The 14,661-nt window shown below is 68.0% G+C and carries 15 protein-coding genes; 9 read left to right on the top strand and 6 right to left on the bottom strand.

Annotated elements, in window-relative coordinates:
- Positions 1-70: 70 nt before the first annotated feature.
- Positions 71-1,093: a DUF2865 domain-containing protein gene (locus GGR33_RS01705; protein WP_183501641.1), complete on the bottom strand. Its 1,023-nt coding sequence runs from the start codon at positions 1,091-1,093 to the stop codon at positions 71-73.
- A 152-nt stretch (positions 1,094-1,245) separates the two neighbouring features.
- Between GGR33_RS01705 and GGR33_RS01700 the strand changes: the two genes are divergently transcribed.
- Complete coding sequence (locus GGR33_RS01700) at positions 1,246-1,773, top strand: CreA family protein (protein ID WP_183501640.1); 528 nt, start codon at positions 1,246-1,248, stop codon at positions 1,771-1,773.
- Positions 1,774-1,783: 10 nt separating this feature from the next.
- Here GGR33_RS01700 and GGR33_RS01695 read toward each other — a convergent pair whose 3' ends face one another.
- A complete protein-coding gene (locus tag GGR33_RS01695) occupies positions 1,784-1,915 on the bottom strand; it encodes a type II toxin-antitoxin system YoeB family toxin (protein WP_183501639.1) in 132 nt (43 codons plus the stop codon).
- Between the two features lie 41 nt (positions 1,916-1,956).
- Entirely contained in the window at positions 1,957-2,283 is a 327-nt protein-coding gene (locus tag GGR33_RS01690) for a hypothetical protein (protein WP_183501638.1), read from the bottom strand.
- Positions 2,284-2,612: 329 nt separating this feature from the next.
- Here GGR33_RS01690 and cysS point away from each other — a divergent pair, with 329 nt between their 5' ends.
- Entirely contained in the window at positions 2,613-3,995 is a 1,383-nt protein-coding gene (gene cysS / locus GGR33_RS01685) for a cysteine--tRNA ligase (RefSeq protein ID WP_183501637.1), read from the top strand.
- A gap of 49 nt (positions 3,996-4,044) precedes the next feature.
- Here cysS and GGR33_RS01680 read toward each other — a convergent pair whose 3' ends face one another.
- Positions 4,045-4,638, bottom strand: a complete 594-nt coding sequence (locus tag GGR33_RS01680; protein ID WP_183502135.1) for an LOG family protein — start codon at positions 4,636-4,638, stop codon at positions 4,045-4,047.
- Between the two features lie 243 nt (positions 4,639-4,881).
- Here GGR33_RS01680 and GGR33_RS01675 point away from each other — a divergent pair, with 243 nt between their 5' ends.
- The 3 genes from GGR33_RS01675 (at position 4,882) to GGR33_RS01665 (ending at position 8,994) form a co-directional block, all read left to right on the top strand.
- Complete coding sequence (locus GGR33_RS01675) at positions 4,882-6,408, top strand: LysM peptidoglycan-binding domain-containing protein (RefSeq protein ID WP_183501636.1); 1,527 nt, start codon at positions 4,882-4,884, stop codon at positions 6,406-6,408.
- A gap of 97 nt (positions 6,409-6,505) precedes the next feature.
- On the top strand, positions 6,506-8,425 hold the full coding sequence (locus tag GGR33_RS01670; RefSeq protein ID WP_183501635.1) for an ABCB family ABC transporter ATP-binding protein/permease: 1,920 nt from the start codon (positions 6,506-6,508) through the stop codon (positions 8,423-8,425).
- A gap of 59 nt (positions 8,426-8,484) precedes the next feature.
- Positions 8,485-8,994: a hypothetical protein gene (locus GGR33_RS01665; protein ID WP_183501634.1), complete on the top strand. Its 510-nt coding sequence runs from the start codon at positions 8,485-8,487 to the stop codon at positions 8,992-8,994.
- Between the two features lie 135 nt (positions 8,995-9,129).
- Here the strand turns inward: GGR33_RS01665 and GGR33_RS01660 are convergent, their stop codons facing one another.
- The gene (locus GGR33_RS01660; RefSeq protein WP_183501633.1) at positions 9,130-9,846 is read right to left on the bottom strand and encodes a dihydrofolate reductase family protein; all 717 of its coding nucleotides are present in this window, start codon (positions 9,844-9,846) and stop codon (positions 9,130-9,132) included.
- A 141-nt stretch (positions 9,847-9,987) separates the two neighbouring features.
- Here GGR33_RS01660 and GGR33_RS01655 point away from each other — a divergent pair, with 141 nt between their 5' ends.
- The 4 genes from GGR33_RS01655 (at position 9,988) to GGR33_RS01640 (ending at position 14,355) form a co-directional block, all read left to right on the top strand.
- Positions 9,988-10,425 carry a GlcG/HbpS family heme-binding protein gene (locus GGR33_RS01655; RefSeq protein WP_183501632.1) on the top strand — a complete coding sequence of 146 codons (438 nt, stop codon included), beginning with the start codon at positions 9,988-9,990 and terminating at the stop codon, positions 10,423-10,425.
- A gap of 121 nt (positions 10,426-10,546) precedes the next feature.
- Positions 10,547-12,145 carry a peptide ABC transporter substrate-binding protein gene (locus GGR33_RS01650; protein ID WP_183501631.1) on the top strand — a complete coding sequence of 533 codons (1,599 nt, stop codon included), beginning with the start codon at positions 10,547-10,549 and terminating at the stop codon, positions 12,143-12,145.
- 118 nt (positions 12,146-12,263) lie between these two features.
- Positions 12,264-13,187 carry an ABC transporter permease subunit gene (locus tag GGR33_RS01645; protein WP_183501630.1) on the top strand — a complete coding sequence of 308 codons (924 nt, stop codon included), beginning with the start codon at positions 12,264-12,266 and terminating at the stop codon, positions 13,185-13,187.
- A gap of 49 nt (positions 13,188-13,236) precedes the next feature.
- Positions 13,237-14,355 carry an ABC transporter permease gene (locus GGR33_RS01640; RefSeq protein ID WP_183502134.1) on the top strand — a complete coding sequence of 373 codons (1,119 nt, stop codon included), beginning with the start codon at positions 13,237-13,239 and terminating at the stop codon, positions 14,353-14,355.
- Here GGR33_RS01640 and GGR33_RS01635 read toward each other — a convergent pair.
- The gene (locus tag GGR33_RS01635) at positions 14,339-14,641 is read right to left on the bottom strand and encodes a hypothetical protein (RefSeq protein WP_183501629.1); all 303 of its coding nucleotides are present in this window, start codon (positions 14,639-14,641) and stop codon (positions 14,339-14,341) included. The two genes, GGR33_RS01640 and GGR33_RS01635, sit on opposite strands and share 17 nt — an antisense overlap.
- Positions 14,642-14,661: the final 20 nt, after the last annotated feature.

The following is a 14,661-nucleotide window of genomic DNA, read 5'->3' as shown; positions in this document are numbered from 1 at the left end:
GTTGGGGCCCGCGCTACGGAGGGAAACCCGACGAGTCGATCACGGATCGAACGGCGGCTCGAATCAGCGCTCAAGGCGCTCCCGTCCGAGCCGGAACCGGGATCATCGAGGGCTCGATCACCCGCACGGACGAGCGGTCCGCATTGGCCTTGGCGACGGCCACCGAGGCGTCCGCCGGGCCTGCCGTTCCGGTGGCGGTGACGTCACCCGCGGTCTCGCTGGCAGCACCGTTGCGGTTCGCCGCGTCGGCCGCCAGTGTCGCAGCGGTCTTGTCCGCCCGTCCAACCAGGGTCAGGCGGACCTTCGGCGGCCGCGAGAGGCGCTCGGCCTGCATCGGCGTGACGAAGATGTCGCCTTTGTGCCGGAACAGCATGCTTTCGGCCTTGGCGAGCGACTGCGCCCAGCTCTGACCCTCGCGCTTGCAACTGCAGTTCGGCTCGAAGCTGGTGCGAAACTTGAAGGCGGTCGCCAGCGCCGTATAGGCGCGGTTGCCCTTGACGGTGGCCGCCGAGCGCAGGGCCTCGTCACCCTCCGGCATCGAGTAGGCGACGGCCTGCGTGCCCGGGCAGAGCGCCTGGCACATGTCGTCAGCCCCGCCCCGGCCGTCCGGCAGGTTGTTCATCGGAAAGTACGAGCCGTCGCAGGTCTTGACGCAGATCACCTTGTGGCCGCCCCGCGCCGTCTGCTGGATCGGCGAGCCGTCGGACGGCACGTCGGGCGTGTCGGCGCAGGCGGTGCCGATCGCCGCGATGAGCTGTCGGCGGCGGGCCGCGACGACCTCGCCGTTCTGCGCTCCGTAGCCGGCATTCAGCGCCTTGATCCGCTGCTCGACGGCGCCGCATTGCGGTGGGCGCGTATCGAAGAACAGGAACTTGCCACCCTCGCAATTGAGCGAGCGGTAATAGGATTCGAGCCGGCCGATCTCGCTCTGCAGGGCGCGCTGCGTCGAGCCGTTGTCGTTCAGGCTGGCGAGTTCGGCCTTGTAGCGCTGGCAGGCGAAGGGGTTGGCCGAAGCCGGCAAGGCCGCGCCGATGCAGAGCAGGGCGAGGGCGGCGACGGCGCTTCGGTGGAGCTTCGAGGCGATCAGCGGCATGGCAGGAACGCGATGAGTGTCACGGAAAGGCGGTAACCGGCGCGTAGGAATCGGGGCGCGGCCGTGTCGACTGGCATACGTGATAGCCCCCCTCGCGCAGCGGCGACAGGCACACCACATCGTTACGGCCGAGTTTGGGAGGGAATGGTTCGATGATGTGGCGAACGGGCACCATGCAGTTTGGAATGGTTTTGCTCGCGGCGACGCTGATGGCCGGTGCCACCGCTCCGGCACGGGCCGACGACCCCGATCGGATCTTCGACAAATCGACGGTGTGGCGCCCGCTGACGCCCAACGACAAGCTCGTGGTCTACGGGGTCGACGATCCCGTCGTGGGCGGCGTCGCCTGCTGGTACACACAGCCAGAAAAGGGCGGCATCAAGGGCACGCTCGGGCTGGCCGAGGACGTCTCCGACATCTCGCTGGCCTGCCGGCAGACCGGCCCGGTGCAGTTCAAGGAGAAATTCAAGCAGGGCGAGGTGGTTTTCAGCGAAAGGCGTTCGCTGATCTTCAAGTCGATGCAGATCGTGCGCGGCTGCGACGTGAAGCGCAACACGCTGATCTACATGGTCTATTCGGACCGGGTGATCCAGGGCTCGCCGAAGAACTCGACCTCGGCCGTGCCGCTCATGCCCTGGGGTACGGAGCCGCCGCAGAAATGCGCGGAGTTCGTGAAATGAGTGATCTTCCCTAACGCTCGTAGTGCCAACGGCAGGAGGCGATTTCTAGGAAATGGCCAGCTCCGTTGCCTTCGACGCGGTAGACGAAGCGATCCGAGCTGGTGATCCGACGCGACCACCAATCGGACGAGTTTGGCGGCAACTCTCACCGGCTCGTGAAAACCGGCTGCCAACCCCGAAAAATTAGTCCTGGCAGGTGATGCGGATCGGGCGCTCGGCGGCCTGCCTGACCGGGATCGCGTCGATGGCGCCGGTGTACTCGTCCCGGTCGGCAACGCCGTAGGACGCCGCGGAGGCGAAGCCCTGGGACTCGCACCAGGCGTTGGCGACGACCTGGCCGCACTCGCTCTTGCCGTTGGTCAGGCATTCACCGGTGCCGTAGCCGTCGTTAGCTGGGATCAGGAAGGCCTTCTCGACATGCTGGGTGGCGGCGCTCTCGCCGGCAAAGGCCGGAACGGCGGCGGATGAAACCAGAGCAAGGGCGAGGAAGGCAGCGGCCTGAAGGCGCATGGTCGGGACCTCGAAAATCGGATGACGCGATTGCGGAGTGTTCTGACGGCTCGGTAAACAAAGGCTTCACGATGCCGCTCACAATCGAAAGAGCGGCGGCGATCGAACGGCTCGTTCTCGAATCGATCACGCTTTTGGGGTAGCGGAAGCAGGCGAATCCGACCGTCGCCTTCACGCCACAGCGGCAGCGGGCAATGGGGCGGGATGGTGGCAGACGGGATCGGGCTGCGTTGCGGCCCGACCCGGAAACCGCCACGGCACAAGAGGTTAGGGGCCCTGCCCGGCGCCGGCGGCGCGGGGATCGGGCGCCCCCTGCAGGAAAAACGTCGATGGCGCCGATGTTGCGGCTCTACAACACGCTGACACGCGAGAAGGCGCCCTTCGCGCCGATCGATCCCGGCCACGTCCGGGTCTATGCCTGCGGCCCGACGGTCTACGACGCGGCCCATATCGGCAATGCGCGCCCGATCATCGTCTTCGACCTGCTGTTTCGGCTGCTGCGCCACCTCTACGGCGAAGCGCACGTCACCTACGCCCGCAACGTCACGGACGTGGACGACAAGATCAACGCACGCGCCGCCGAGCGCGGCATCACCATCCGCGAGCTGACCGACGGCACGCTGGCGACGTTTCATAAGGACGTCCGCGACCTCGGCGTGCTAATGCCGGAGGATGTAAACATGCCGGGCGAGCGCCCGCGTTTCATCGAGCCGCGCGCCACCGACCACATCGTCGAGATGGTGACCCTGATCGAGGGGCTGGTCGCCGCCGGCCACGCATATGTCGCCGAAGATCACGTGCTGTTCGACGTGCCCTCGATGGCGGATTACGGGAGCCTCTCGAAGCGCCCGCTCGACGAGATGGAAGCCGGCGCCCGTGTCGAGGTGGCGCCCTACAAGCGCTCGCCCCTCGATTTCGTGCTCTGGAAGCCCTCGAAGCCCGGCGAGCCGTCCTGGTCCTCACCCTCGGGCATCGCCGCGCCTGGGCGTCCTGGCTGGCACATCGAGTGCTCCGCAATGTCGTGGAAGCATCTCGGCAAGACCTTCGACATTCATGCCGGCGGCATCGATCTGATCTTTCCCCATCACGAGAACGAGGTGGCGCAGTCGCGCTGCTGCTTCGGCACGCCGGTGATGGCCAACGTCTGGATGCACAATGGCTTCCTCCAGGTGGAGGGGGAGAAGATGTCGAAATCGCTCGGCAACTTCATCACCATCCGCGAGGTGCTGAACGACTGGCCGGGCGAGGTCGTGCGCCTCGCGATGCTGAAGACCCACTATCGCCAACCGATCGATTGGACCGTGCGCGGGCTCGAAGAAGCCAACCGGACGCTCGACCGCTGGTACGGCCTCGTCGGCGACGTTTCGCCAGCTCGAGAGCTTCCTGCAGCGGTGCTCGAGCCACTGCTCGACGATCTCAACACGGCCTCGGCGCTTGCCGAGCTCCATCGCCTCGACGACCCTGCATCGCTGAAAGCCGGTGCGGGTTTGCTCGGACTGCTCGGACAGACGCGAAGCGGGCGCGAACAGGCCAGCGTTCAGGCGGCGGGTATCGACGTCGCAGCGGTCGAGCGGCTCATCGAGGAACGCCGTGCCGCGCGAGCCGCCAAGGACTGGGCCGCCTCCGACCGAGCACGCGACGGCCTCGCGGCCATGGGTGTCGCGGTCAAGGACAGCAAGGACGGCACGACCACGTGGAGCGTGATCAAGTAGATCGCCGTTCCAAACCCGTCATGGCGGCCGCAGCGACGCAACCGTGGTGCTAAAGCCGCTCCCGCACCAGCGCCTCTTCTTCGGGGGAGGGCGCGCGCTTGGCGACCGCATCCCGCAGCATCCCGACGACGTCCGCCGGGTCGGTGGTGACCAGGAAGGCCGGGTCGAGGCCGGGGCGCAGGAAGCCGTGGCCGCGCATATGGGCGAGGAGCGTCAGCAGCGGGTCCCAGAAGCCGTTGATCGAGAGCAGCAGGATCGGCTTGGCGTGCTGGCCGAGCTGCGCCCAGGTCATCTGCTCGATCAACTCCTCCAGCGTGCCGATACCGCCCGGCATGGCGACGAAGGCGTCGGCGCGGTCGAACATCAGCTTCTTGCGGGTGTGCATGTCGCCGACGACCACCGTCTCCTGGATGTCCTCGAGCATCCGCTCGCGCGACTTCAGGAAATCCGGGATGATACCGGTGACGTGGCCGCCGCCCTGCAGGGCCGCATGGGCCACGGTGCCCATCAACCCGACATTGCCGCCACCGTAGACGAGGTTGATCCCGGCCTCGCCCAGCGCACGGCCGACGGTGACCGCAGCGTCCTTGAAGGCCGGATCGCCGCCGAAGCCCGAACCGCAATAGACGCAAACCGAATTCAGACGCACGAGCCCATCTCCCCCCGTCCCGCGAGATCGGTACCAGTCTTGGCCGTCCCGAGACCGCAATCCTCGGGGGAAAGAACGGAAGAGATCCGTCCTACCCCTCGGTATTCGCCCCCGTGGGCGCGCCTATGCCTTGGTGTTCCTATCATGTTCAGTAATATGCCATGAGTTTTAGACGGGTTGTCGACAAGCCCGCGTAGGGGCCTGTGTCGGCTCGGCCGGCTGAAGGAGTGGAGCGCCATGACGGCGGGTACGGGACGAATGGTGGCCCTCGCCGGCACGGGTGTGGTGGTCGGCCTCGCCGTCGTCGCGATGGTCTTCGGCGGCGGAGACCTCCTGAAACGCTTTCGCGGCGCCCAGCCGCCGACGGAGACCTCCCGCGCGACGACCGACCTGCCGAAGACCAATGGCGACGCCGCTCCCGGCACATCGACGCCCAAGGCCCCCGGTGACCAGGCCGCCATCGACCCGGGCAAGGATGCTCTTGCCGCTCCCGGCGGGGCCTCGCAAGCGGAAACCCACCAGGGCGACGACACGACGCCGAAGTTCGACATCCTGCGCGTGGAGCCGTCGGGCGACGCGGTCCTGGCCGGCCGCACGACGCCGAAGGCAGCAGTCGAGCTGCGGCGCGACAACCAGACCGTCGCTCGCGTCACCGCGGACGAATCCGGCCAGTTCGCCATCGACAGCCTCTCGCTTCCGCCCGGCAACAGCGAGCTGACCCTGCACAGCACCACCCCCGACGGCAAGACCACCGAGGGCAAGGCGAGCGCGGTGGTGGTGATCGACAAGGATAGGAAGGCGCAGCCCCTCGTGGCCGTCAGCGAGCCCGACAAGCCGACCCGCGTCCTGTCGATGCCGGGTCCGGTCGCCGAGGCCACCAAGGCGTCGGGATCGAACGCGACGCCGCCCGCCATACCGCCTCATCGCGAGGCGGCGCTCCCGGGCACAGCCTCCGACGCTACCAAATCTGCTCCGGTGAAGATCGTCAGCATCGACGCACAGGACGGTGGGCGCTTGTTCGTTTCGGGGCAGGGCGCCGCCTGGGCCTCCCTGCGCCTCTACCTCAACGACACCCTAGTGGCGTCGGGCAGGACAGGAGCGGACGGCCGCATCGCCTTCACGATCGGGCGCGGCGTGCGGCCCGGCGCCTATCAGATCCGGCTCGATCAAGTTGAGTCAGAGGCGGGCAAGGTCGCCAACCGCGCGCAGGTCGCCTTCACCGTCCCGATGCAGCTCGCTGCGAAAGATCAGGCCCAGCCGAAGGCGAGGCCTGCCGCTGCGGCGGCCGTGACCACCGAGACGCCGGCCGTCGCCGCGGCAGGGCGTTCGGACCAGACGCTTCCGTCTCAGGACGCCGACCGCCGCACCGCCGAGGCCCTGGCACCGAAGCTGCCGAACGCCGCCAGGGCTCCGGAGGCTGAGGCCAAGCCGGTCGCCTCTGTCACGATTGATGGTGCCGGCCGGATCACGACGCCCGGCACGGCCGGTGCCCCGACCGAGCTGACCGCCAAGACGACGCCCAAGTCGTCCGATCAGGCCGCCGCGGTCTTCGTGCCCGAGATTGAAACCGCGAAGATCATCCGTGGCGACAACCTCTGGCAGATCAGCCGGAAGAGCTACGGCGACGGCAAGCGTTACACCGTGATCTACCAGGCGAATCGCGACCAGATCCGCGATCCGAACCTGATCTATCCGGGCCAGATCTTCGTGATGCCGAAGGACGGCACCCCGGCCGCGGACGGCCAGGGTGCGAAGCGCGGTTGAGGCTGCCGCATCGGTGGTGTGACGGTCGCGACGGCTGCGCTCGCGCGCAGCGGCCCTTATATGCGGGGCTAACCCTCGCCTCATAAGAACGTTTCCAATGACATCCACACCCGCCCCCGCGGCGGAGAGTGCCCCGGCCGCACAGCAGCGGCCGGGTCTGCTCGCCACCTATCGCCGGCTCTGGCCTCATCTCTGGCCGGCCGGCCGCCCCGATCTGCAGCGCCGCATCTTCATCGCCTTCGGCCTGATCCTCGTGGTCAAGGGCGTGACGATGGTGATGCCCTTTACCTTCAAATGGGCGACAGACGCGCTCGTGGCCGCCGTCGGCGGCAGCCAGGGCGCCCTGGGCGGGACGATTCCGACCGGCATCTGGGCCATTCCGGCGGCGATGATCGCGCTCTACGGCGGGGCTCGCATCGCCATGGCCGGCCTCACCCAGATCCGCGACGGGCTCTTCGCCAAGGTGGCGATGCATGCCGTTCGGCGGCTCGCCTTGCGCACCTTCGCGCATATGCATCGGCTGTCGCTGCGCTTCCATCTGGAGCGCAAGACCGGCGGCCTCACCCGCGTGCTGGAGCGCGGGCGCTCTGGCATCGAGGAACTGTCGCGCCTCATGGTGCTGACGCTGGTGCCGACCATCGTCGAGCTGGTGCTGGTGCTCGGCCTGCTCACCTACGAGTTCGACTGGCACTATTCGGCGGTCGTCGCCGTCACCATCGCCGCCTACCTGCTCTACACCTGGAAGGCGACGGAGTGGCGGATCGGCATCCGGCGGCGGATGAACGCGTCGGACACCGACGCCAACACCAAGGCGGTCGACTCGCTCCTGAACTACGAGACCGTGAAGTATTTCGGCGCCGAGGCCCGCGAGACCGAGCGATACGACGGCTCGATGGCGAAGTACGAAAAGGCTTCGACGCAGACCTACGTCTCGCTCGCCGTGCTTAATGCCGGGCAGGCGGTGATCTTCACCCTCGGCATGACCTGCGTGATGTGGCTCGCCGCGAGCGACATCATGGCCGGGCGCGCGACGATCGGCGGCTTCGTGCTGGCGAATACCATGCTGGTGCAGCTCGCCGTCCCGCTGAACTTCGTCGGCATGATCTACCGCGAGATCAAACAGGCGCTCATCGACATCGACGACATGTTCCGCATCCTCGACCAGAACCCCGAGATCGCGGACCGGCCCGACGCGCCCGCTCTGCGAGTCGGGAGCGGCAGCGTACGCTTCGAGGACGTGCGCTTCGCCTACAACCCGAGCCGGCCAATCCTGCGCGGCGTCTCGTTCGAGGTGCCGGCCGGACGCACCGTCGCCATCGTCGGGCCATCGGGAGCCGGCAAATCAACGCTGTCGCGCCTGCTCTTCCGGTTCTACGAGCCACAAGAAGGCCGCATCCTGATCGACGGCCAGGACATCGCTGGGGTCCGCCAGGACAGCCTGCGGGCGGCGATCGGCATGGTCCCGCAGGACACGGTCCTGTTCAACGACACCATCGGCTACAACATCCGCTATGGCCGCTGGGATGCGAGCGAGACCGATCTGCGCGAGGCGGCCCGCTCGGCCCAGATCGACCGCTTCATCGAGAGCCTGCCCGAGGGCTACGACACGCCGGTGGGCGAGCGCGGGCTCAAGCTGTCGGGCGGCGAGAAGCAGCGCGTCGCCATCGCCCGCACCATCCTGAAGGGGCCGCCGATCCTCGTCCTCGACGAGGCGACCTCGGCGCTCGATTCCTTCACCGAACGCGAGATCCAGACCGCCCTCGACCGCGTCAGCCGCGGCCGCACCACGCTGGTCATCGCCCACCGGCTCTCCACCGTAGTGAATGCCGACGAGATCCTGGTGCTCGACCATGGCCGCATCGTCGAACGCGGAGACCACTCGACGCTGCTCGCCCGAGACGGCGTCTATGCCGCCCTCTGGAACCGGCAGCGGCAGGAAGACGAGGCCCGCAAGGCGCTGCAGCAGGCCGAGGAAGAGGCCGAGGACGAGCGCGTCCTCGAGGTTGCGACGCCTTAACCATATCGGCGGTATCGTTCGGCCGGCGGTCGAGGGGCGACCGTCGGGAGATCGCAACCGTGGTCCAGCGGCTCGTCGTCCCTCTCGCAGGCGCGCTGCTCTGCCTGACGTCTTTTTGTGCCGAGGCCGCGCCGCGCACGCGCATCGTCAAGGACGACGGCGCCGCCAAGATCGTCGTCTACGATTCGCTCTGCGACGAGGACAATTCGCTCGAATGCCTCATCGCCGAGATCGGTTGCACCGGCCCCGGCGACTTCTACGCGACGACGTTCAACCTGGATCCCAAGCAGACGGCCGCCGTCTTCGACAAGGCGGCCGGCAAGGGCAGCGTCACGGTCGGAGGCCAGAGCTGGCCGCTGCACGTCACCAAGGTCACCCTATCCGATTACACCTTCAACTGGGACGTCACCGGCGTCAGCCTGGAGAAAGCGCGCGAGATCTGGGTTGCGATCTGGAGCGCGAACGAGGTTCGGCTCCAGGCCGGACCGAAGAAGGTTGCACTCCAGCGCAACGACGTCGCCGAGGATGATTTTCGCGCGGTGGTGAGCGCCTGCGGGGCGGCTCAGTGAAATCACCGTCATTCCGGGGCCGCGGAGCGGAACCCGGGACCCACCCGTGATGCGTAGCTGCGGAAACGACTAGGTCAGTCATGGATTCCGGGTTCTCGCTTTCGGCGAGCCCCGGAATGACGGCGGACAATAGAGCTATTCCACAGCGCTGATCTCGTAGCGCAGCCAGACCGTACCGCCCTCGAGCTGTTCGCAGCTCTTCAGCGTCAGCCGCCGGGTTTTCGCCAGGGTCTGGTCTTCCGTGCCCTCGACATCGAACACGGCCGGTGTGCCCTTCAGCCCGTCGACTGCCGGCACCAGGAGCAGGCTCAGCTCGTCCACGACGCCGGCCTTCAGCATTGAGCCGTTAATGCCGCCGCCGCCTTCGAGGAGCAGGCGCTCGATCCTGAAATGTCGGCGCAACTTCTGCAGCGCGAGAGGAAAGTCGACATCGGTCTCACCGGCGAGGATGTAGGATTGGCCGCCGGCCCGCAGCCGCCGCAGATGGTCATCCGGCACGGAGCTGCAGAGCAGCACGACGACGTGGTCGCCCTCGATATCGTTGCGAGCGCCCCAATCCATCCGGCCGCGGGCATCGAGCGCGATGGCGTAGCCGGCGGCGTCGGTTCGGGCGACGTGGTCTTCGCGATCGATCGGCTGCGTGGTGTCGGGTGTCTGTTCCAGCGGCTTCGCGCTGTCGGCGTAGCCCTGCATGGTGATGCGGCCGCACATCCAGGCATCGCCAGCGAGGCGCTTGTGGATCGTCTCGTAGTGATCGTCGGCGTCGAGCGTCGTCCAGCGGCGCACCTTGATGCGGCCGTCGACCGAGCTCGTCATGTGGCAGATGACGTGGGGGCGTTCGCTGGCGGCCATGCGGGTCTTTCTTCGCAACGGGATCGACGGCCGTAACTGGACCGCGCTCGCGCGACGGCCAGGGCAGGGCGCGTGTTTGCAACCCTGCCCATCCGCGCTATCGACGGCGGCCCTTCTTCCGGGCCCAGCAAGGGAAACCGAATGTCCGACCTGACGCTCGCCGCGGCACAGACCCTCGTCGCCACCGCCCTCCGGACGGCGCGCGAGCGGAACCTGAAGCCGCTCTGCGTCGTGGTCTACGACGCGCGCGGCGCTCTCAAGAGCTTCGCCGCCGAGGACGGGACCTCGCTGCGCCGAGGCGAGATCGCGCGGGGCAAAGCCAACGGCGCGCTGGCACTTGGGCTCGGATCGCGAGCGATCGCCAAGCGCGCGCAGGAGCAGCCCGAATTCGTCGCGGCGGTCAGCCACGTCGTCGGCCCGGAGGCGCTGGTGCCGGTGGCGGGCGGCGTGCTGGTCCGGGACGGGGAGGGCCGGGTGGTTGGCGCCGTGGGTATCTCGGGTGACACCTCTGACAACGACGAGATCTGCGCGCTCGCCGGCATCGAGGCGGCTGGCTTCAACGGCGATACCGGCGCCTGAGCGTCCACCCATGCCGTCATTGCGAGCGAAGCGAAGCGATCCAGAGCACCACCCGCGACGTCTGCGCGTCGGCCCTGGATTGCTTCGCTTCGCTCGCAATGACGGACGGGGCCTTTAGAGCATGAGCATCGCCCGGCGCTCCTGGCTGAAAGGCGGTGCTGCACTCGGGCTCGGCCTATCGCTCGGCACGCCGGCTCGCGCCGCCACCTCGCTCTACCGCCGCGGCAACGATGCCGACCCGGAGACGCTCGATCCGCACAAGACCTCGACGGTCGCCGAAGCGCATCTGCTGCGCGACCTCTACGAGGGCCTGCTCACCTATGACAATCACGGCCGCATGATCCCCGGCGCGGCGGCCTCCTGGACGGTCTCCGAGGACCGCCTGACTTACACCTTCACCCTAAGAGCGGACGGCCGCTGGTCGAACGGAGACCCGGTGACGGCGGAGGATTTCGTCTTCGGCCTGCGCCGCATCCTCGACCCGAAGACGGCGGCGAAATATGCCGAGGTGGTCTATCCGATCCGGGGCGCGGCGGCCGTGAACCGCGGGGAGGCGGGACCGGAGACGCTCGGCGTCGCGGCACTCGATGCCGCTACCGTCGTGGTCACGCTGGCGGAGCCGGTGCCCTACCTCCTCGAACTTCTGACGCACCAGACCTCGCTGCCGGTGCATCGCCCCTCGGTCGCCCAATACGGCGACGCCTTCACCCGTCCGGGCCGGCTCGTCACCAACGGCCCCTACGCCCTGGTCGACATGGTGCCGAACGACCGCATCACGCTTCGAAAGAACCCGCACTTTCGCGACGCGGGCACGATCGCGATCTCGGAGGTTGCCTTCATCCCGACGCCGGACCTCTCCTCGGCCGTGCGCCGCTACGCGGCCGGCGAGATCGACTCGCTGTCCGATCTCCCCGCCGACCAGATGCCCTCGCTGAAGGCGCGCTTCGGCGATCAGGTCCAACTCAGCCCGGCGCTGGGCCTGCTGGCGATCGCGGTGAACACGCGCAAGAAGCCCTTCGACGACATCCGTGTCCGCCGCGCGCTGTCACTCGTCATCGACCGAGAGTTCCTGGCCCAGGCCGTCTGGGGGGACACCATGGCTCCGGCCTACTCGCTCTGCCCGCCGGGCCTCGACAATTATCGCGACCCGCCCGAGCTCGCCGGTCGCGAGACCCTGCCGATCGACCGGGAGGAGGAGGCGAGGGCGCTGCTGGCCGAGGCTGGCTACGGGCCGGGCAAGGCGCCGCTCACGCTCGAGTACCGCTTCAACACCACCGACAACAATCGCAACACGGCGATCGCGCTCGCCGATTTCTGGCGGGGCATCGGCATCGAGACGCGCTTCGTCAACACGGACGCGAAGACCCATTTCGCCTATCTGCGCGACGGCGGCGATTTCGATCTGGCGCGCATGTCCTGGTACGCCGACTATTCCGACCCGCAGAACTTCCTGTTTCTGCTCAGGACGGGGAATGTCGGCTTCAATGCCGGGCACTGGTCGAATGCCGCATACGATGGTCTGCTGAACCAGGCCGCCGCGGAGCGGGAGGTCGGCAAGCGGGCCGACATGCTCTTCCAGGCCGAGAGGATCGTGGTGAGCGAGCTGCCCTGGATCCCGGTGCTGCACTACCGCTCGAAGGCGCTGGTCTCGCCCCGCCTGCACGGCATTCATCCGAACCTGCGCAACGTCGCGCCAACGCGCTTCCTGTCGCTGTCATGACCTCCAACTCCGTCATTGCGAGCGAAGCGAAGCAATCCAGGGCCAATGGGCTGATCTCGCGGGTGTGGCCCTGGATTGCTTCGCCTTCGGCTCGCAATGACGGCGGGGTAGGACGCCAATGATCGGCTACGCCCTGCGACGGCTGCTCCAGGCGATCCCGACGCTCTTCGTCGTGGTGACCCTGAGCTTTTTCCTGATGCGGCTGGCGCCGGGCGGGCCGTTCGACCTGGAGCGGCCTCTTCCTCCGGCGGCGATGGAAAACCTCAAGCGCCTCTACGGCCTCGATCAGCCACTGATCGTGCAGTACGGGCGCTACCTGCTCTCGTTGGCCCAGGGTGATCTCGGCCCGTCCTTCTCGTTCCGCGATCTCACCGTGAACGATCTGTTCGCCCGCGGCCTTCCCGTCTCGGCGACGCTCGGAGCCCTTGCCCTGATCGTCGCCCTCGCGCTCGGGCTGGCCCTCGGGACGCTGGCCGCGTTCCGGCGCGGGCGATTGGCGGATCGCCTGGTCGGGCTCGGTGCCTCCCTCGGCCTGGCGGTGCCGACCTTCGTCACGGCGCCTTTGCTCCAGATCGGGTTCGGTCTCAGCCTCGGCTGGCTCCCGGTCGGCGGCTGGGAGGGCGGCAGCCCACGCAACCTGGTGCTGCCCGTGCTGACGCTGGCTCTGCCGCAGGTCGCGGCCGTCGCGCGGCTCACCCGCTCGGCCCTGAACGAGGTCCTGGTCCAGCCGCATATCCGGACGCTCCGTGCCATGGGACTCCCACCCCATCGCGTCGCCCTGCAAGCGCTGCGCGGCGCTCTGCTGCCGGTGATCAGCACCCTCGGACCAGTGGCGGCGGCGCTTCTCACGGGCTCCGTTGTGGTCGAGACGATCTTCGGCCTGCCGGGGATCGGGCGATATTTCGTCGATGGAGCGCTGAACCGCGACTACACCCTGGTCATGGGCACGGTGGTCCTTGTCGCGGTGATGGTGGTGACGTTCAATCTCATCGCAGACCTCCTGGCTGCGATCGTGGACCCGCGCCTGAGGCTGGGGGCGTGAGAGGCAGCGCCCGCAAGCGTGAGTGTTTCACGTGGAACATTCGCGCCCGATGACGGCCGTGCACCGCCCCCGCGCAACCTCCCTTGCCGCCCTCGCCCGGCGACGCCTGCTGCGCAACCGGCCGGCTCTGGCCGCGCTGGTGACGCTGATCGTGGTGGCGTTGGCTTGTCTCGCCGGTCCCTTCCTCACCGGACATGCGCCGGGCCGGATCTATCCGGATCTCGTGCGGATGAAGCCGGGCCTCGCGGCCCACCCGCAGCCAGATGCCGTGCGGCCGGCCATCGACCGGCTCGCCTTCCGGATGCGCCTCGCCGTCGAGGACTTCGCGGTGAAGGACGGGACGGTCCGCCTCACCCTGACGTCGCCGAAGCCGATCAACGAGCGCAGCCTGAGCTACCTCCCGCGCTCCGACCTGTTCGGTCCGCCCAAGATTCTAGAGCGCTCGGGGGACGGCCGCCGTCTCGTCGTCGAGACGCGGATTCAGCGGTTCTATTTCCTACTCGGCACCGATGTGGTGGGGCGCGATCTCTTCACCCGCTGCCTCGTCGCGGGCCGCATCTCGCTGCTGATCGGTCTTACCGCGACCCTCGTCGCGCTCATCGTCGGCGTCAGCTACGGAGCCGTCTCGGGCCTAATCGGCGGCGCGGTCGATGCCCTGATGATGCGGTTGGTCGACATCCTCTACGCCCTGCCCTTCGTTTTCTTCGTGATCGTCCTGCTGGTGTTCTTCCGAGCCGGGCTCTGGCTGGTCCTGGTGGCGATCGCCGCCGTCGAATGGCTCGACATGGCCCGCATCGTCCGGACCCAGACGCTCAGCCTTAAGGGCCGCGATTTCGTGCGGGCCGCCCAGGCCCTCGGCCTGACGACGCCGGCGATTCTGGTCCGTCACATCGTGCCGAACACCATCGGGCCGATCGTAGTGGCGGCGACGCTGCTGGTGCCGCGGGTGATCCTGCTGGAGAGCTTCCTGTCGTTCCTCGGCCTCGGCGTGCAGGAGCCCGCGACCTCCTGGGGCGTGCTGATCGCCGAGGGCTCGCGGGCGCTTGAATCCGCTCCGTGGATGCTCGGGGCACCCGCCGGCTTCCTCGTCGTCAGTCTCGTCGCGCTGAACGTGCTCGGGGACGGCCTCGCCGATGCCCTCGATCCGAGGCTCAGTGAGCCGGGCTGACCGCGCTTCCTTCGAAATAACCCTGGTAGACCACACGGACGGCACGCCGCTCGGTCGGGAGTTTCGCGAGCGGCGTCTCCTTGAGCCCCGGCCGCTGCACGAAGGTGGCCGCAGTGCTGACGCGGGTCGGCCGCAAGGCCCAGCGTTCGGCGCCTGAAAGATCGACGACCTCACGGTCGCGGCCCAGCGTGCCGTCGGCCGCCTGGGGCGGCGCGGCGGTCAGTCCCAGCGCGCCGGTGAAGCCGGCGGCGAGGAACAGCGTGGTGATCCGAAGCGAGGTGGTCATGACGGAATGGCCCGAGCGAT

The organism is Methylobacterium brachythecii (assembly GCF_014196345.1).
GTDB classification, from domain to species: domain Bacteria; phylum Pseudomonadota; class Alphaproteobacteria; order Rhizobiales; family Beijerinckiaceae; genus Methylobacterium; species Methylobacterium brachythecii.
This window is presented reverse-complemented; position numbering and strand designations above follow the sequence as displayed.